Annotated in this window: 19 protein-coding genes; 13 read left to right on the forward strand and 6 right to left on the reverse strand. The window is 69.5% G+C overall.

Features of this window, described 5'->3' with window-relative positions; genetic code table 11:
• The first annotated feature begins 82 nt into the window (after window positions 1–82).
• The gene (locus SCAB_RS43685; protein ID WP_012999477.1) at window positions 83–2,929 is read left to right on the forward strand and encodes a competence protein CoiA family protein; all 2,847 of its coding nucleotides are present in this window, start codon (window positions 83–85) and stop codon (window positions 2,927–2,929) included.
• A 6-nt stretch (window positions 2,930–2,935) separates the two neighbouring features.
• Here SCAB_RS43685 and SCAB_RS43690 read toward each other — a convergent pair whose 3' ends face one another.
• Window positions 2,936–3,088 carry a DUF397 domain-containing protein gene (locus tag SCAB_RS43690; protein WP_231884908.1) on the reverse strand — a complete coding sequence of 51 codons (153 nt, stop codon included), beginning with the start codon at window positions 3,086–3,088 and terminating at the stop codon, window positions 2,936–2,938.
• A gap of 100 nt (window positions 3,089–3,188) precedes the next feature.
• Window positions 3,189–3,431 carry a GntR family transcriptional regulator gene (locus SCAB_RS07635; RefSeq protein WP_012999479.1) on the reverse strand — a complete coding sequence of 81 codons (243 nt, stop codon included), beginning with the start codon at window positions 3,429–3,431 and terminating at the stop codon, window positions 3,189–3,191.
• 151 nt (window positions 3,432–3,582) lie between these two features.
• On the opposite strand from SCAB_RS07635, the gene SCAB_RS07640 reads away from it, so the two are divergent.
• From SCAB_RS07640 to SCAB_RS07655, 5 genes are all read left to right on the forward strand, one after another.
• Window positions 3,583–3,930, forward strand: coding sequence for a hypothetical protein (locus tag SCAB_RS07640; protein WP_037722720.1), 348 nt, complete (start codon window positions 3,583–3,585; stop codon window positions 3,928–3,930).
• Entirely contained in the window at window positions 3,927–4,163 is a 237-nt protein-coding gene (locus SCAB_RS07645; protein ID WP_012999481.1) for a hypothetical protein, read from the forward strand. The genes SCAB_RS07640 and SCAB_RS07645 overlap by 4 nt, the downstream gene beginning before the upstream one ends.
• A 383-nt stretch (window positions 4,164–4,546) precedes the next feature.
• Window positions 4,547–4,759 (forward strand): type II toxin-antitoxin system RelE/ParE family toxin, encoded by a 213-nt coding sequence (locus tag SCAB_RS49240; RefSeq protein ID WP_012999482.1) that lies wholly within the window; start codon window positions 4,547–4,549, stop codon window positions 4,757–4,759.
• A complete protein-coding gene (locus SCAB_RS49245) occupies window positions 4,760–4,903 on the forward strand; it encodes a type II toxin-antitoxin system RelE/ParE family toxin (RefSeq protein ID WP_012999483.1) in 144 nt (47 codons plus the stop codon).
• Complete coding sequence (locus SCAB_RS07655) at window positions 4,900–5,241, forward strand: XRE family transcriptional regulator (RefSeq protein WP_037722719.1); 342 nt, start codon at window positions 4,900–4,902, stop codon at window positions 5,239–5,241. The genes SCAB_RS49245 and SCAB_RS07655 overlap by 4 nt, the downstream gene beginning before the upstream one ends.
• 661 nt (window positions 5,242–5,902) lie before the next feature.
• On the opposite strand, the gene SCAB_RS07660 is transcribed toward SCAB_RS07655, so the two are convergent.
• From SCAB_RS07660 to SCAB_RS07670, 3 genes are read right to left on the reverse strand one after another with little or no spacing between them, the layout of a single operon-like run.
• Entirely contained in the window at window positions 5,903–6,757 is an 855-nt protein-coding gene (locus SCAB_RS07660) for a DUF5753 domain-containing protein (protein ID WP_012999485.1), read from the reverse strand.
• 6 nt (window positions 6,758–6,763) lie between these two features.
• Window positions 6,764–7,279 (reverse strand): DUF6879 family protein, encoded by a 516-nt coding sequence (locus SCAB_RS07665; RefSeq protein ID WP_012999486.1) that lies wholly within the window; start codon window positions 7,277–7,279, stop codon window positions 6,764–6,766.
• Window positions 7,254–7,505: a hypothetical protein gene (locus SCAB_RS07670; RefSeq protein ID WP_012999487.1), complete on the reverse strand. Its 252-nt coding sequence runs from the start codon at window positions 7,503–7,505 to the stop codon at window positions 7,254–7,256. Before SCAB_RS07670 ends, SCAB_RS07665 begins: the two co-directional genes overlap by 26 nt.
• A gap of 230 nt (window positions 7,506–7,735) precedes the next feature.
• On the opposite strand from SCAB_RS07670, the gene SCAB_RS07675 reads away from it, so the two are divergent.
• The 3 genes from SCAB_RS07675 to SCAB_RS07685 all read left to right on the forward strand — a co-directional run bounded on the left by SCAB_RS07675 (window position 7,736) and on the right by SCAB_RS07685 (window position 9,464).
• The gene (locus SCAB_RS07675; protein ID WP_012999488.1) at window positions 7,736–8,110 is read left to right on the forward strand and encodes a DUF6415 family natural product biosynthesis protein; all 375 of its coding nucleotides are present in this window, start codon (window positions 7,736–7,738) and stop codon (window positions 8,108–8,110) included.
• A 120-nt stretch (window positions 8,111–8,230) separates the two neighbouring features.
• Window positions 8,231–8,731 (forward strand): glycine-rich domain-containing protein, encoded by a 501-nt coding sequence (locus tag SCAB_RS07680; protein WP_012999489.1) that lies wholly within the window; start codon window positions 8,231–8,233, stop codon window positions 8,729–8,731.
• Between the two features lie 79 nt (window positions 8,732–8,810).
• Complete coding sequence (locus SCAB_RS07685; RefSeq protein ID WP_012999490.1) at window positions 8,811–9,464, forward strand: class I SAM-dependent methyltransferase; 654 nt, start codon at window positions 8,811–8,813, stop codon at window positions 9,462–9,464.
• Between the two features lie 124 nt (window positions 9,465–9,588).
• On the opposite strand, the gene SCAB_RS07690 is transcribed toward SCAB_RS07685, so the two are convergent.
• The gene (locus tag SCAB_RS07690; protein ID WP_037722718.1) at window positions 9,589–10,950 is read right to left on the reverse strand and encodes an endonuclease domain-containing protein; all 1,362 of its coding nucleotides are present in this window, start codon (window positions 10,948–10,950) and stop codon (window positions 9,589–9,591) included.
• A gap of 276 nt (window positions 10,951–11,226) precedes the next feature.
• Here SCAB_RS07690 and SCAB_RS07695 point away from each other — a divergent pair, with 276 nt between their 5' ends.
• The 4 genes from SCAB_RS07695 to SCAB_RS07710 all read left to right on the forward strand — a co-directional run bounded on the left by SCAB_RS07695 (window position 11,227) and on the right by SCAB_RS07710 (window position 17,802).
• Entirely contained in the window at window positions 11,227–13,344 is a 2,118-nt protein-coding gene (locus SCAB_RS07695; RefSeq protein WP_012999492.1) for an McrB family protein, read from the forward strand.
• Window positions 13,337–14,584 (forward strand): McrC family protein, encoded by a 1,248-nt coding sequence (locus SCAB_RS07700; protein WP_012999493.1) that lies wholly within the window; start codon window positions 13,337–13,339, stop codon window positions 14,582–14,584. The genes SCAB_RS07695 and SCAB_RS07700 overlap by 8 nt, the downstream gene beginning before the upstream one ends.
• 357 nt (window positions 14,585–14,941) lie before the next feature.
• Entirely contained in the window at window positions 14,942–16,579 is a 1,638-nt protein-coding gene (locus SCAB_RS07705) for a hypothetical protein (RefSeq protein WP_012999494.1), read from the forward strand.
• 101 nt (window positions 16,580–16,680) lie between these two features.
• On the forward strand, window positions 16,681–17,802 hold the full coding sequence (locus tag SCAB_RS07710) for a PASTA domain-containing protein (protein ID WP_037722717.1): 1,122 nt from the start codon (window positions 16,681–16,683) through the stop codon (window positions 17,800–17,802).
• The last annotated feature ends 152 nt before the right edge of the window (window positions 17,803–17,954 follow it).

A 17,954-nucleotide genomic window follows, 5' to 3' on the forward strand; every position in this document is an offset into this window, starting at 1 on the left:
CTCCACCCTGACCACCCCCAGGCAAAAACCCCCGCCACCCGGCCTGACCCAACCGTCGTCGCTGCCCAAGCCAGGAGCCAGGATGGTCTCACCCACCTCCGAAGAAGACACCCGCAAGGTTCAGACGGCGGTCATCGGTCGGGCCGAGTCGGACTGGCCAGTGTTCCTGCCTTACGACCACGACGACTTCGACCGGTTCATGCGGGGCCGGACCCGCGACGACTTCTACTGCGGCGTCCTGCTCGGCGGCTGTGGCAAGAAGCTCACGCCCAAGCGGTACACCGAGAAGAAGTGCCACTTCGCCCACCGCCCGCCCGTCCACTGCCGCCGCACCGCAATGGGCGAGTCCAGCGCCGACCACCTCTACATTGGCCAGGCCCTGGCCGAATGGCTCGCCCGGCAGAACCACCGGAAAGCCAAGGCGTCGTACCGAACGGTCGGGGACAGGCCGGGCGGAACCGTGGACTTCCGGCTGTCCGGCGGGCGACAGTTCGTACGCGTACAGATGGCCCGGCTGGGCCTCCGGCAGTGGCGGCAGGAGGCGGAAGACCTCGCCAGGGGAGCCGACAGCGTCGAGTGGTTGTTCGGCCCGGACAGCATGCTCGCCTACGACCGGGTGGAGACCCACGGCTACGCAATTCGCGTCGAGTGCCGGACCGTCGGTGTCACGCGTGAGGTACGCGTCGGAACCCAGCTTCCGGGCGGCACCATCGAGTGGACGACGTTGTCCGAGTGCTCGATGACACGCGCGGGCATCGTCACGCCGAGCCTGGCGCACACACCCGAGGGCATCATGCCGCGTTCAGCCGAGGCAGCCACCACACCCGCCCAGGTCTCCTTCCGGCTGGCCGACGACACCGTGGCCTTCACCAGGGCCGCACCACGGAACGACGTATCCCCACCGGCCGGAACCACAGGGCGTGTCTACGACGCGGACATTCAGCCCATGGGCGCGGCAGTACTCCGGGCGCGCATCGTCCTTCCCTTGATCACTCCGGCCCCCAATCCGTCCAGGGTGTACCTCCTCGGGGACGGAGTGACGCTGACCCCTCTAGGCGTCGGCGCCACGAAAGAAGCCCCTGCCTGGCTCCTTCTTGCGAGCCGGGCGCGACGCCTCAACGCCCGGGAGGCTGCCGCCTGGAGCGGACTCAAGCCAGCGCTGCCGGAGTCGGCGGTGACCGGCCCCACCCAGACCGTCCGGCCCGCGCCGGCGCCCGCCGTGCCACGACCACGCCTCAGCGACCGCGAGATCGTCGCCTCCCTCCGGCAGAACCTGGAGCGCACCGCCCGCTCCCGTGGCCGAATCACCTGGCCCACGCTCGTCCGGGCGATGGGGGACGGCGCAGAGCCGATCACACCGGAACGCCGCCTCAAGCTCCTCGTGGCAATGGACTTCCCCCGTGCCCAGGACAGGCCAGTGCTGTCCTCGCTGCTCACCACCGACGGCGATGGACCGGCCCCCTTCTTCGCCGATGTGCTCACCGAACTGGGCTGGGCACCAGGCACATCCTCACAGGACGTTCATCGGATCCATCTGCACGAGCTGGAGCGGGCGTACCGGCTCTGTGGCGCGAGCCCGGCCGAGGCTTCGCCAGGCGGGAAAGTAGCGGAGACCCCGCCCGCGTCTCCACGTCATCCACAGGTGGTGCGAGAGCCTCAGAAGCCCCAAAATGCCCGCGGGCCGATCTCACCCGCCGGCCTTCCCACGCTTCAACTCGTACTCGCATTGCGTGAGCACCTCAGAGCACGCGCGAGGAACGGCGCCGCCGACGTGACCTGGCGTGAGCTCTCGGAGGCGACGGGGTTCGCCTTCCGACTTCTCTCGGACGAGCGGTGCGCCAATCTCCTGTTCCGCGTGGACGAGCCACTCCAGGACCGGGGCCTCATGTACGCGGCCCTTGTCGTGGCCGACGACGGCAAGCCACTGCCGTACTTCGCGACGATCCTTCAGCGGCATGGCCGCCCGGTACCGGGCCTCCCGAGCGAGGTGCACTGGGCCAGGCAACTGGAGGTGGGCCGAATCCGCGACGTGTACACGGACGCCGAGCGCCAGCGGAAGGCCGCCGAAACAGCACCGGCCGATGCCACAGCCCCTGTGGCTCCATCGGTCTCCGTACCCCAGGCCGACGTTTCCGAAGCCGCGGCCATCGGCACACTCACGGGGCTCCGCTGGCGATTCGACAGAGCCCGTCAGACCGGCGACCTCGCCGAAGCCAAGCAAGTCTGGCAGGCGGCGGGCAGGCTCTACGGTACGAAACTGACGCCTGAGAACCAGGCCGAGCACCGCAACCACCTGCGCGACATGAGCGAATGGGTCCGGGACCGCGAGAACGAGAACGTCCTGGCGGAACTCCGTCCTTTGCTCGACAACCTTTCACGGAGGGACGGAGGCGCAGCGGCCAGCACCCTTCGTGACGGCCTGAACAGGGCGAAGGAACTGAAGAGGAAGTACCGCGGCAAGCTGCCGGAGGACCTCCAAGCAGTCCTCCGCGCCTGCGGGGAACGACTCGACGAGCTGACCGCGTCGCTGAGTGAGGTGAGCGCCCATGATCCCAAGACGGACCGCGAGTCCCGGCCGAGCGGGGAGAAGCTCTCTGAACTCGCGGCCGTCGTGCGCACCGCACTGGAAGACGCCGCACGCGGTGGCACCACCACGACCTGGTCCGCCCTCCGGCACCGTCAGGGCGCCGAACTTCCGCACCTGCACCCGGACGACCAGGGGGAGGTACTGGTCCTCGCCGACGCGGACACCCCGATGAGCGAGCCGCTTCTCTCCGCTCTGGTGACCACGAACAACGGCGAGCAGCACCCGCTGTACCGGCACGTGGCCTACTCGCTCGGCCGAGAGCTGCCCGTGCCGCAGGACGAGTTGCACGCTCAGTGGCAGCTCGATGTCCTGAGGCTCTACGGCCTATGGAAGCACCGCTGACTTCGTTCAGGCGTCCGCCGTGTACCGCACGAGCAGCGTCCAGCCCTCGCGGCCGACCGTGAAGGGTCGGCACTCCAGGTACTTGGAGTCCCGCACGTGGATGGCCTGTTCGGTGACGGCGACCTCAACGCAGTCGTCCCCTGGCCACCGCTGTCTCACACAGGGCGTCCCTGCTGTACGCCGCATCGACCACAGGACCAGCAGACCGTCCTGAGCCTCTCGCGAGCCGGTCGGCGTACGGACCGTTCGCCGCCCGCCGTCACTTGGGCTGCGCGGGGAGTTCGCTGACGAAGGTCCCCACGCCCGGGTGCATCTGCGCGAGACCCGCAGTCCGTAGCTCCGTCAACACGCGTCGTGCGGTCATCTGTGCGATGCCGAACTCGCTTTGAATCGCCAGAACACCCGGCAACTGTGATCCGGGCGGATAGGTACCGTCCGCGATCCGCCCCTCAACGACGGCGTAGACCTGCTTCCAGCGTGGTACGTCCGGCTCCCATTCCATGCCCTGGACGCTAGGCGGACCTATCGGGATGGGCGAGACGAGTTCGCCAATATCGCCTAGCTACCCTAGCTAGCTAGGTCTACTCTATGCACAGAAGACCCCGGCGGCCTTGCAGGGCCCCGGGGCATGGCCACCAGCCTCTGAGGAGCTGATGACAGTGAGCATTATCCACATGTTCGTGCGATGGATCCTGGGCGTGTTCGCGCCCGGCACGGGAAGGCGCCGCACAGACGGGCGCGCCACCCGCCTGACCCCCGCGCGTACGCCGGAGGCGCCCCGCCCGCCTGCGCCGTGGCCTCCCCTGCGGCGGTCGCCGTACGGCATCGAGGAGCCGTTGCCCGGCGAGGCGACGGCCGTGGTCCGGCCGTATGTCGTTCTCGCTGAGCGGGAGTGTGAGCGGGCGCGGCAGCGGCAGCGTCGTGTCGCCATGGTTCTGGCGGCGGACTTCGGCATCGACCTTGACCTGCATGTGGTCGGCGCTGAGGCGGTGGCCCGGTGAGCGAGCAGAGCGAGCGTTCCGAGACGGCCCCGGGCGGGACGCGTGCGCCGGTGCGGATGTGTGTGCGCTGCTGCGCGATCACCGGTACGCCGGTCGTCGTCTCCGAGGTGCACCAGGGCTCCGGCCCCGGCTTCACGGTGTACGCGTGCCGGGACTGCGCCCCACACTTCCCGCGCGTGCCGGATGTGCTGTCACTGCCGCCCGCGTCCCGCCGCGGCGGTGGCGAGCGGTGATCGCCGGAACGCCTCCCGAACCGGGCAGGTCCCGCCTGACCATCAGCACCTACCGCCTCGATGGCGACGGGCGCCGGGTCGGCGTGGCGGAGCCGACCGCGTATGCCCCCGGTACGGGCACGCTCCCTCGGGTGGCCCCCGTGCCGCTGCCCGCGTTGCCGGACCGACCGCGACGGTCCACACGGCCGGTAGTGGCTCCCGCGGACGGGCCTTCGGGCGGCGTCCCGCGAGGCATGCGCCAGCGTTCCCGTCGGGATGGCGGGGCACGGACGACGGCTCCCAGAGCGTGACTCTGGGAGCCGTGCGCTGCACGACCAAGGGTGCTCAAATTATTACCCCTGCATGATATTGTGCAGGGGTAATGAACGGGAATGAGGGAGTGTATGCCCTTCAAGATCGTCGTGGTGGAACCAGCGAGGAACTGGTTGCACCGTCTCCGTCAAACCGACAGGGGCACGCTCGTCCAGATCACGCAGGCACTCAACGTTCTGCAGATCGAAGGCCCCGCTTTGGGGCGCCCTCTCGTTGACCGGATCACCGGCTCGGCGCTGCCGAACCTCAAGGAGCTACGGCCCGGCTCATCCGGAACCAGCTAGGTGAGACTGTTGTTCGTGTTCGATCCCGAGCGGAACGCTGTGATTCTGGTCGGCGGCGACAAGGCCGGCAACTGGTCCGGGTGGTACCGGACGGCGATCAAGGAAGCGGAAGAGGCGTACGCGGCGTACAGGGAGGAGTCATGAGCGTGAAGAAGCAGAGCACTGCGAACGCCGTCGACTGGGATGATCTCAAGGAAGAGTTCGGCTTCTCCCCGGAGGAGCAGAAGGAGATCGCACAGGGAACCGCCGCGCTCCTGTCCGAAGTGCGCGCTTACCGCCTCGCCGAGGTCCGCAAGCGCCAGCACATGACACAGACTGCGGTGGCCAAGATCCTCGGCGTCACCCAGGGACGCGTCTCGGCCATCGAGAAGGGTGCGCTCAGCCGCTCCGAGGTCGACACGCTTGCCGCCTACGTCGAAGCCCTCGGCGGAAAGCTCAAGCTCGTGGCCGACTTCGGCGATGAATCGCTTGTGCTGGGGTAAGTCACGATCAAGGCCCGGCGGCCGACACAGCGCCCGCACCGGACCCGTCCTCGGTCACCCGGTGCCCGGCCGTGCCGGTCTCCGGACAAGGGCCCACCGCCTCGCCTGCCCAACGGCCACGCGTCGAACACGCTGCCCCCCGCCGCTGACCAACCACGCAGAGGCCGAACGATGGTGCCGCCGGAGCCATGATCCGGCGGCACCATCGGCCCTCCGGACATCGAACGCCGGTAGACGCTCGGCCCCGGTCCGGCCTCAGCCCCGGCCGCACGAGCACGCTCCCGCCGGTGTCCCCGCCCGGGAGCGTGGCCGCCTACCGTGACACCGAGCCGCGAACGGAACGTTCGCGAAGCACACCGCGGTGCAGTCCGGATGGCAGGCACGGGGCACGGACGCGGCCCCCAGACAGTGATTCTGGGGGCCGCGTGCTGCCGCCAGGGTCTTGTCCCGCTTCATGGTGTAAGCGACCTTGCTCGACGTGTTCCGGTAAGCCGAGCGTCGGCCACCGCATGGGACACGGCTCCCGAGCCACGCAGCGGCTGACCTGCCGTCAGCGCCCTGCGCGGCCCCGAGCGGCGCCGTTGCTGCGATGGCCTGCGGATTCCGGCGCGTTGATCCGCTACACCAACTGGCGGGACGCCACCGCCGCCCAGAACCGGGTTCAGCTCAGGGCGTCGATGGCCTTCAAGATCAGGGCACGCGCATCAGCCCCGTACACGGCCAGTTCTGTGAGCCGGGCGAACGCCCGCAAGTACATGTCCAGTTCGCCCGGCGCCGTGACGGTCACCTTCGCGGCGAGCAACTCCACATGGATCCGCGAGTCGTCGAAGACCGTGAACTGCTCCAGCGGCCACATGACCGCCTCCCGCGTGGCCGTGGCCGGGATGATGCCGAGTGACATGGATGGCAAGGACATCGCGGCCAGCAGGTTGCCGAGCTGGCCGGCCATCACGTCCTGATCGCCTACCCGATGATGGAGGACGTTCTCCTCGACCAGCGTCGCGAAGCGGTGGTCTCCCTCGTGGATGACGCGGGCGCGGCGCATGCGGACCTCGACCGCGTCGGCCACGTCGTCCGGGGTGCCGCGGAAGCCCGCGATCGTGCGCATCAGCGCCGTCGCGTAGCCGGGTGTCTGAAGATAGCCGGGCACGACATGAGAGGCGTACACGCGGAAGTGGCGGGTGCGCTCGTACAGCTTGGCCGAGGACTCCGCCAACTGCTTCATACCCGTCCGCTGGAGCCGCTTCCACTGCAGGTACATGGAGTCGGCCTGCCGGTTGGCCGCGATGAGGTCGTCCGCCTGGTCGTGCGCGCCGCAGGCCGCACACCAGACGCGGATGTCGGCGTCGGCCGGCGCGGTGACAGCGTTCTCGATCCTCGACGACTTGGCGACGGACCAGCCCGCGAGACGGGCGAGCTCCTTGCCGGTGATGCCCGCGTCCAGGCGCAGCTCCCGCAGCCGGGCCGCGAGAGCCGCGCGTGCTTCCTGCACGCTGGACGTGGGAAAAGTGGACATGGACGGTTACTTGACCTCGTACTGGTGGTGAGGGGTGGCCCGTTCCCAGATCCGTTCGTATGCGGCCGCGTGCTGGGAGACCGTGCTGGGTTCGTCGCAGAGTTCCTTGCCGACCCATTCGCCGCCGCCGGAAAAGTGGTGGACGCGTATCAGTCGCCCGTCGAAGATCCACAAGTCGGTGCCCGGAACGAGCAGGTCCCACGCGCGGTGCCGTGGGAGCCAGCGCACCTCCTCGCCGGCTTCCACGTTGGCACGGGTCTGATAGTGCTCCCACGCGATGTAGTCGGTGACCGGCTCGGACACGATCCTGACGCGCCGCACGTGCACGCCGCGAGCGACAGCCTCCGCGATGTTCTGGTGGTAGGGACGCCACCAGGAACCCCGGTCGTCCCAGTCGACGCGCCGGCCGTCCTGCCAGGCTTCGAAGCGGGGGTTGGTGAAGTAGGCGTCCCTCATCTCCAGATGGGCGGCCGACTGCACGGTGTCGGCGAGGAGTTCAGCGAACTCCGGGATCGAGCTCATCGCACGCCTTCCTGATGATCGGGATCATACGGGCCGGGATCCTGATGACAGTCTCGCCGGACGGGATGGGCGCCCTCGCTGGGGACAACGCGTCGCATGTCGCGGTCGTCTCGTCGTCGGCCTGGTAGCTCTGGATCAGCAGATCGTCCGTGCTGGTGTCCACCCAGACTGTGGGGCATCCGTCCTCGTCTGTCTCGGGGTCGATCCCAACGAACTCAATGTTCATGGTGGCTGACTCTCCCGCGCTGGTTGGTTGCAGCGATTTACACCACCATCATGTGTAAGCGTCGCACGGTCAAGAGCACATCTCACTCATGACCAGCAGCTTCAAACTGCCATGTAATTCGGTGCAATATCGTGGCCTGGCCGAGGAGGGTTTCCTACGGTCGGGGCAGACGACGGAACCCGGCAGCCGCCCGAACGGCCCCGGGCATGGCCGACTGTGAAGGAGTCGACGTGCCGAACTGTGCCGCCCGCACATCCGCTGCGGCAGACCTCGACGATCCGCCGGACATCACCACCATGCGCTCCACCGCCGACCGGATCCTCGCCTTCGACGCGCAGCCCATCGCTCCCAAGGACCTTGAGACGTTCCGGATCTGCATGCGCGGACAGATCGAATTACTCATCCCCGCCGTCCAGGGCCTGGCCGCCAGGTTCCCGAAAGGGGACATCCCGCGCGAGTGCGCCCTGGCCGGTGCGCGTGAAGCAAGCATGCGGCTCCGGCTGGATGTCGGCGGCAGCAGCCCCGTGCGCATGTCCGTGTCGATGAAGCTGGCCCGCTCCGTGGTCGCCCTGTGCGACCACTACGAGAACCTCGGCGGCCGGTGACCCTCCCCGCCTCGTGACACCCCTGCATGCCCGCCCCGGCTCCCCACCCCTGGACAGGTCGAGCAGCCGGGGCGGGTTGCACCACACAGCACGGCAACGACACCCCAGAAGGGCAGGTCAATGACCGTCACACTCGAACAGCCCGCCAGGACGCTCACGCGGGACCCGAAGGAACTCCTCAACGCGGTCGCTCCGCACATCACCGAGTTGACCGTCAACGTGTTCGACTCCGGCATGAGCCTGTGGGACCGCGAGGTCTCCCTGCTCCTGCGCGACCACACCATGGTCCGCGACATGGCCGAACGGATCCTCGGCAACGCCGTCATGTACGTCATGGGCTCCATCGAGAACCCCGACGTCCACCTGGGCGTCGGCAAGCTCGTCGACATCGGCGTCCACCAGCTCATCCTCGACACACCCGTCTGGTGGGGCATCTGCCGCCTGTACAACGGCGGCCGGTTCAAGCACCACGCGCCGTTCATCGAGCGCCGCCGCGACGGTCTGTGCCTGCGCACCGGCGACTTCCTCCGCTCCCAGGGCTGGGCGATCGACGAGGAGCTATGGTCCGTCGACGGCACGGACTGCTCGCCGTGCGACGACAAGGTCCCCGACAGCCACTGATCCCGGCCGCTACAGTCGCCCCCGCCCTCACGGCTCCCCGAGGGCGGGGCCCCGCATCCCGACGACCAGAGGAACAGCTGTGCCCGTGCCGCACGACATCGCCGCCGAGACCGAACTGTGGGACGCGTACGCCGAGTCCGCGTTCAAGGACGACGCCGAGCCGTCGTTCTGCTGGACCCAGTACGCCGGCCACGGCCCCGGCCCCGAACTCCTCGGCAACCCGGAGACCGTGCTGGAGATCGGATGCGGCACCGGCCGCGCCCTCGCCCACCTCGCACGACAAGGCGTCAAGGCCACCGGGGTCGACCTGTCGCCGCGCATGGTCGCGCTCGCGGGCGAGAAGTGGGCGCCGCTCGGGGTGCGGATCGAACCGGGAGAGATCCTCGATTGGCTCGCCGCCGACGAGGGGCGGTACGACGCCGTGTACTCCGTCTTCGGCGCGGCCTGGTTCACCGACCCGTCCCGCCTCTTCCCCCTCGTCCACCAGCACCTCGTCCCGGGCGGCGTCTTCGTGTTCTCCCAGCCGCCGGCCATCCCGGGCGCCTACGGGCCGCAGGGCATGTACAAGGGCGGGTTCGCGGGGAAGGCCATGTTCACGTACCGGTACAGCTACAAGCCCGCAGTGTGGGAGCGGCACCTGCTCCAGGCCGGTTTCACGTCCGCTGAGGCGACGGTGGTGGATGCCCCGAAAGCCGGGCACATCGGCACGCTCGTCGTCCAGGCCCGCGCCTGACAGTCGCGTCACGGCCCCGGCCCGCATCCTCCGTAGCCGACCGGGACCACCTCATGGCCCACGGAACGCCCCTGGCCGGTGGCTACGGGGTGACGTTGGGGTGTTCGGGTCTGCCGGTGCCCGGTCAGAACAGTGCCAGGCCCTCGCCGTTGGTGTCCGCTATGACCGGCCGGGGCTGGGCGGGGAGGTCGTCCACGCGGTCGGGGCCGGCCGCGGCTGCCACGGCGGGGGCCGTCTCGGCCAACCAGACGCGGAACCGCTCGACGGCTTCGCGGTAGGGGACGTGCGCCAGGACACGGTGCTCGCCGGAGGGGCAGCAGTCGACGACGACCGTGAGCAGGCAGGAACGGGGCGCGTTCTGACTGCCCGTCCAGGACACGCGCAGGACACCGCACGGCGTGCGCCCGCGGGAGGCTCGGTGGGTCGGGCGCAGCGATCGGCAGGCTACGTGAGCGGTCCATGCGGCGAGGTGCGGCAGGGGCAGGGTCGTGCGGGCGCGGCAGCCGGGGCAGCGGTGCCAGTGGCGGAGCCAGTCGTCGGTGTCGGTGTGGAAGAGGCGGGTGTAGCGGTTCGCCACGCGGATGTCGTTGCTGTACAGGTGGTCGGGACGTTCGAGTGTGTTGCAGGACTGGCAGACGGGGGCGCGGACGTAGCCGTGTTCGTGGCAGTGGTCGAGGACTGCGGCGGGCGCGGTGCGGCAGACGGCGCACGCCCACCCGGCCACCTTGCGGGAGGTGCCCGGCTTCTTGCTGAGCACCGAGTACAACTGGCCTTCCAGCTCCGCGTTGTACGGGCGCGGTGTGGCGGTGGGGCCCTCAGGGCTCGTGGTCCGCCGACCGTCGGCGTCTTGCCGACCGTCGGCGTCTCGGGCCTGCCGGGGGTGGGAGGGCGGCTCGGTGGCGGCTGTGCCTGCCCGGCGGGTCCGCGCGGCTTGCTCCCACCGCGCTTCGGCGTGCTCGGCCGCGTCCAGCAGCCTGACCACGGCGCGCGGCAGCCACCACGTCCGCTGCGTCCCGTCGCGGGTCTGCTCCACGAGCAACTGTCGCCAGTCGATCCCCGCGAGATGGTGCGGTCGGCCGACTTCACGTCGTGCTGCCCGCTCGGGGCTGCCCGGCTCCCGCAGTTCACCCGTGATGCGCCGGCGCCAACGCAGCGGCCTCTCCTCGTCGCCCTCCTGCCCCGGCGCCCCGCGAAACGGACCGATGCGGACCAGGTCCCGCCGGTCCACCCCCACCGCGTTCAGTTCCACGGCCGCCCGGCGCACCTCACCCTCCGGGACACTCCACCGACCGCCGCTCACCCTCACCGTCGCCACCGCATGGCCGCCGAGCAGGACGTACCCCGTCCGGGCATGGGCGGGAGGGCAGGTGAGTGCCCCAGAAGCCGTCGGCACAGCACTGTCGGCTGTCAGATCGACCCACAGAGCGTCCGCGGCACCGAGGGCGATCAGGCCGTCCGTGCGACCGGGCATGACACGCTCCGACATACCGACAGGCTATCGGCGCCGACGCGGCCACGGGCTTCCAGGCGCGGACCGCCAGGGCGTGGGGTCTCGAAGGAGTGCTGACCAAGGTCGCGGACCTTCCCCGGGATAGCGAGTACCCGGTGACTCGCCGCCGGCTGAGGGGCGTTGATCCTGCGGCAACTTCCTTCAGTGCGTACCTGCATTGCTTCTCTGCCGGCCACCTGGATCGCACGCCGGAAGTTACCCGACCTCACCGGACGATGGGAGCGCCACGTCGTACTCCGGCATCATGACCCCATGACGAACGGGGTGGATGTGCGCGCGGCGGCGGCCGAGTTCGACCGGACGGCGGTAGCGGACGTCGAGTCGGCGGCCGAGGACGAGCGCAAGCAGGTGCTGGCCCAGTTTCCGTTGGAGGAGTGGGCGGAGCTGCCTCTGGAGCGCTACGCCCTCGGGCAGGCCTCGCCGCCCGGGTCGGGGCCGACCTACTGCCGGCTCATGGAGTTCGGCACTCCCCACCTGGGCAGCATCAAGGGCGGCAGTGCCGCGAAGCACATCATGTACCACCACAACTCCGGCGAATGGCGGCTGGCCGCTCCGCTGAGGGGTATGGAGCCGCAGGCCGCCTGGGTGGAACTGCGCGGACAGTTCGTGCGGGCCTTCGACGCCGTCGGGGCGGGAGACTTCGAGGCCTTGGACGACCTCGAAGTGCTGCGCTACGGACCGGCACTGGTGACGAAGACCCTGGCGACCTACTTCCCCGAGCACTTTCTGCCGATCTACGCGGGGGAACACCTACGCCGTTTCGTCGCCCTGCTGTTGGGCGACGCGGACCAGGGCGACGCCTCGGCCTGGCGCATCAATCGCCGCCTGCTCAAACTCGTCCAAGTACAGCCTGAGTTCAAAGGTTGGACCAGGCATGAAGTGATGCGTTTCCTGTACGAGCACTTCGACCCTCGGCCCCGGCAACGCACCATCTGGAAGATCGCCCCCGGTGAGCGCGGCCGTCTGTGGGAGGAATGCCGGGACGGTGGGTTCATCTGCGTCGGGTGGGACGAGCCCGGCGATCTCGGCCAGTACCAGAGCGACACCGAACTGAAGCAGGCCCTGGACGCCCACTGGCCGCGCAGCAGCGGGGGCAGCCTGACCCTCGCCCGCCGATTGTTGGCCTTCCGGGACCTGGAGGCGGGAGACCGGGTCGTCGCCAACCGCGGGACGGACGAAATCCTGGCCACCGGCAGGGTCGACGGGAGTTACCACTACGACCCGGACCGCCCGGAGTTCCATCACGTCGTCCCGGTGGTCTGGGACCTCTCGCACGCGCAGAAACTGTCGAAGCCCCAGCACGGGTGGCGGTCCACCTTCGCCAAGGTCGACCCGGCCCTCTTCGCCAGGTTCACCGCGCACGACGCCGGCTCCGGCTCCGACTCCGTCCCGGGTACGGGGCAGGTACAGACGACCGCGCCGGTCGCGCTGCCCGAGGACGTACAGGCCGTACTGGACGCGCTGGACCGCAAGGGGCAGGTGATCCTGCACGGGCCGCCCGGCACGGGCAAGACCCGGCTCGCCCTCGCCGCCGCCCTCGCCCTGCACGGCCGCGCGGACGTGCTCGGCGGCGACGCCGGGCAACGCGCCGAAGCGCAGGCCGAGATGCTGCACGGCGACCGCGTCCGACTGGTCACCTTCCATCCCTCGTACGGCTACGAGGACTTCGTCGAGGGCTTCAAGCCGGACCTGAGCGTCACCGGCCCGGGGCTCACCCTCGCGCTCACGGACGGCCTTTTCCACACCTTGTGCAGCCGGGCCGCCGCCCACCCAGACCAGACGTTCCTGCTGGTCGTCGACGAGATCAACCGCGGTGACCTGCCTCGGATCTTCGGCGAGTTGATCACGCTCCTCGAACTCGACAAACGGAACCTGCCGGTCGCCCTGCCCGTCAGCAGGCGCCGCTTCTCCGTACCGCCGAACGTCCGGGTCATCGGCACGATGAACACCGCCGACCGAAGCATCAGCCATCTGGACGCCGCGGTCCGACGCCGCTTCGCGTTCCTGCCCGTGGGCCCGGACCCGGACGCCGTCTCCGGGACCGTGGGTCCCCTGGACCTGGCCGCGTTCTTCGAGTCCCTCAACACCCGCATCGCCCGCCACCTCGACGCAGACCACCAGATCGGACACGCCTACCTGCTGCGGGACGGTGAGCCGATCGCCACCGAGGAGGATCTGGCCGCGGCCCTCCACCACGAGGTGATCCCGCTCCTGGAGGACTACTGCCTCGGCAGGGCGGACCTGCTGCACCGCATCCTCGGCGGACTGGTCGACGCCGAGACCGGACGTCCGCTCCTCATGCCCCCGCAGGACCTGGCGGACGCGCTGGCGACCGAGTTCACCAGCGGCGTCATCAGCCCGGATGCCTGACCGCACCCCGGTCCGGCTCGGCGAGTACGAGTCCGCCCCTCTGGAGACCGGTCAGCTCACTTCCCGGGACGTCGACCGCCTGCACGCCCTCCAGGCGCGGGGCTGTCTCACTCTGACCAGGGAACGCACCGGGTGGCGGCTCCAGGCCGACGCGACCGTCGGAGTCCTGGTCCTGGACCGTGTCCGCGTGGTGATCACACCTAAGTTCGCCATTCCGGGCGAGCAGCTCATGAGCTGGCTCGCCTACGCCCTCGGCACGCCCGTCCCGGCAACGGCCAGGCGGTGGGCCACCGGCCCCGACGGTTATGCCGACCTGGTCGCCGCCGCTCTGCTCGACCAGTGCGAGCGGCTGCTGCGCGAGGGGCTCCGCCGGGACTACGTACGCCGCAGGAGCGTCGAACCAGTGCTCCGGGGGCGGCTGGACATCGCCGCCCAGGCCACCCGCCGCTACGGGCAACTGGACCAGCTCCACGTCCGCACCTTCGACCGGGAGGCGGACATCCCAGACAACCGCGTCCTGGGAAGCGCGCTGAAGGCAGCACTCGGCATGACCGTCAGTCCCGACCTCGCGCGCGCCCTGCACGGCGCCGCCGGCGCGTTTCCGCACGCCCCGACCCCGGCCGCGGCGCTCCGCGCCCTGGACCGCACCCACTACACCCGCCTCAACGCCCGCTACCGGCCCGCCCACACCTGGGCCCGCCTGCTGCTGCGCGGTGGCGGCGTGACCGACCTGCTCACGGACCAGGGCACCACGGCGGAGGGTCTCCTGCTCGCCATGCCCGCGCTCTGGGAAGCCGTCGTCCGCCGTCTCGGCACCGAGGCCGTCGGCCCGCACGGCGGCCACGCCGTACCCGGTGGAAGCGGCGTCGGCATCACGGTCCACGGAGACCGGGGCAACGCCTCGACCTTCCGCCCTGATCTCCTACTCAGCCTTCCAGCACTTCCAGGCCACGACACGGCGCATCGCACGCTGCTGCCCGTGGACGCCAAGTACAAGCGCTACGACCACCACGGCGTGAGCGCGGCCGACGTCCACCAGCTCCTCACCTACAGCAGCGGCTACGCGTCCGCTGATGCCCCTACGGCCGTCATCGTCCATCCCCAGACGGGCCGTCACGACCGGCGAACCCTCCATGTGCGTGGCCCCAACGGCTTGTTGGGCACCATCGCCGTCCTCGGTGTCGACACCCGCACCACGCCCGAGCAGGCGACGGCCTGGATCGGCTCAGTACTGCGCTGACCACGCCACGCCCCCGGTCGGTGACGGCCGCCGCGGGTGACGCCGTACTACGGGACCGTCGGCTCGGCGGAGCGGCGGCCGAGCACAGTTCCTATTCCCTGCTGGATACTCGAACACGCGTACACGCATTCACCGTCCAGCAATCCATGCAAGTCCGTTGACGACGCTAACAGGCTTCCGTCATGCTCGGATTGCCAACGGCTCACCGGCCCCTCGCGTCGCCTCGGGGCACGCCCGCCGCAGCCACCAGAGCGCCCAAGGGAGCCCAGCCATGAACGACACCAGCCTCCGTGCCCTGCTCTGACCGCCGCCACGCCTGAAGACACCGCCGTTCCCGTTCACGTGAGGAGCAGCACCATGGACGCCCGCCGCTACCGCATGGTGGTCACCAGTCGGACCGACTACGTGCGGACCGGTGCTCTGGTCGATGAGCAGCTGCGCCACTGGCTCGCCGGACCACCCAAGCGGTACAACGTCGACGCGTTCGCCGAGGGCCGCAACGAGATAGCCCGCGGAGTGACCCTCGACCACGACTCCGTCACGGCTGCCACCGGCACCTACGGACGATGGCGGCTCCGGGAGACCGCGCCCGGCGGCACCTGGCAGACCACCGTCGTGACGCGGCAGATCGCCGACGAGCCGACCTGGGTCCAGCTCGACGTCGAGCACCTCCCCGACGACGCCGACGCGGCCCCCGTGCCCGCCAAGACACCCCGGCTCGCGAAGCACCTGCTGGAGGCACTCGACGCGCACGACGGTCTGGCGGACGTGACGGCCATACCCCAAGTCGTCGAGGCGGAGGACGTCGAGGCGGTGATAGACGAACTGTGCGACGCCGACCGGCGCCTTCCCATCGTCATGGCGAGCACACCGTACGACGTCGACTTCGACGCCTGGCTGGAGGAGACCGTCGACCCTCTCGTCCGTCCCCTGGTGGGGCTGGCGATCCTTTACGTACTCACCCCGGGAGCCGAGTCGGTCTTCAACCGGGCGTTGGAGCACCACCGCGTGTACAACGGAGGGGTCCGCACCTACCTGCCCGGCGTCGACCCCGCCTGGCCCGCCGACGGCCAGCGGCACCGTGTGATGTCGAAGCGGCTGATCACCGAGAACCCCCGGCTCGCCACACGCCTGCTGAACCAACTTCCCCAGGGACTCGCCACCCGCCTGCCCCTGCCCGACGCCCTGGATTCCGTGCCTCTCATGCGCACTCGGGCCAGGGACGGGGTCGGAGCCTCCGAACAGGAACGGTTGCGCGACGAGAACGACGCCCTGCACGAGATCCTGGAGGAGGCGGCACGCGAACAGCGGGTCAGAGCCGACGAGATCCGTGACCTCAAGCGGGAACTGCGTCAGGCGGAGGACAACGAGGCACAGGTCGTCGTCGACTACGACGAGCAGTACAAGGAACTCCATCGAGCCAAGGCACAGATAAGGGAACTACAGAGAGAACTCCTGAAACTGGGCGCCGCCGAGCAGGCGTACGCACCGGTGGACCCCTCGGTGAACGCACCCACCTCCTTCGCCGAGATCCTGGACCGGATGGACGACATGCGACACGTCCACTTCAGCGGCCGACGCAAGTACTCCCTGGAACTCGACGACCAGGCCTACGGGTCGTCCTGGGTCCGAATGGCCTGGGACGCGCTGCTGGCGCTCCAGGACTTCGCGGAAGCCGTCGCGAGCGGCAGGGCGAACAGCGACTTCAAGCAGTGGTGCGCGGACGCGCCCGAGGGAGCGCACGTCATCTCACCCCGCAAGATCGTCAGGGACGAATCGAAGTCAGTGAAAACGAACGGCGACTGGAGTCGGGCACGCACGTTCCCCGTGCCCCGCCACGTCCATCCGGACGGCAAGGTCTTCATGGGGGCCCACGTGCGGATCGGCGGAGGCAACACCGTCGCGCCGCGCCTGCACTACTACGACGGCTCCTGTACCGATCACGGAATCCACGTCGGCTACATGGGTCCGCATCTGACCAACACCCTGACCTGAGGCCCCCCGCACAACGATCGCCGGACCGCGGCCCGCCAGTCCGGATCCAGTCGACACGAGTCCGGGACCGGACCGGTCCGTACCCGAGGAGCACTGCGCACGTGAACCCTTACAACTCTCCTGCCCCGCCCCGCCCTTGGTGGCGCACCACCCCCGCCGTGCTCGGCATCCTCGCCCTCGTCGCGGTGCTCGGCGCGTTCAGCTTCGGTCTCGGCTTCGTCGCGATGATCGCCGCCATGATGGCGGTCTGGGTGCTGCCGAAGTGGCGCTGGTTCGCAAAACTGGGCGCGACGTTCGGAGCCTTCGTCCTGTTGTCGGTCGGCGCGGGGCTGGGCGGGCAGCTCGACGAGAGTGCCACGAAGCAGCCCGAGGCCAAGGCACGGGACGACGGCGGGGTGAGCGTCGAGGCCGCCTCGTCCTCGTCCCCGTCCCCGTCCCCGTCCCGGGCAAACGTCGTCAAGGCCGCCGACTACACCGGGAAGCCACTGAACGAGGCGGAGAGGCTGGCACGTTCCGCAGGCTTCACGACTGCGCGCCACGACGCGGCCGAGGACGACCGCTCGATCATCATGCGGTCCCTGTGGACGGTGTGTTTCCAGAAAGCCGACACAGCCGCGAAGATCATCGACTTCGCGGCCGTCAAGAGCGGCGAACCCTGCCCCGAGAAGGACGGCGGCCCGCTCCCGTGGCCGAAGATGCCGGACGTGGTCGGCGCCACCTACACCTCGGCCACCAAGGATCTGAAGCAGGCCGGCATCGACCTCGACGGCGTCACGCTCGACGACGTCTACCTCGACATCGACACACCCACCGCCGAGGAGGCCGCTGAGGACGGCGACGAGTGGCGGGTGTGCTTCCAGTCCCCGGACGAGGGAACCAAGGTCACCTCCACCACCACGGTCAGCCTCGACCTGGGCCGGTGGACCGACGCCGACCTCGTCCAGGAGTGCCCGAGCGCGAAGGACACGACCTACCACATCCCGGCCAACGATCCCGACTACGAGAGTGACAACAGCACCAGCGAGAACAACGGTTCGACAGGCGGCAGTTCCTCGTCGTCCTCCTCGTCCTCGTCCGGCGGCTCCACCGGCGGCGGCAGCGTCGGCACGGTCCACCCCGGCTCGTTCTGTTCTCCGCAGGGAGCGACCGGCGTCACCAAGGCGGGAACCCCCATGGTCTGCGGCCCCGGATCCGACGGCCGCAACCGCTGGCGCTCCTCCTGACCCGACACAGCCTCGGTCAATCCCAGCCGGTCAGTCTGGCGCACTCCACCACCGGGCGGCTTCAGGACATGCACACCGGCAAGCTGCCACCTCACAAGGCGAGGAGCACTGGGTAGCCCGCTGTGCGGTTGACCTCGCACAACGATGGGCCG

Source organism: Streptomyces scabiei 87.22, assembly GCF_000091305.1.
GTDB classification, from domain to species: Bacteria; Actinomycetota; Actinomycetes; order Streptomycetales; family Streptomycetaceae; genus Streptomyces; species Streptomyces scabiei.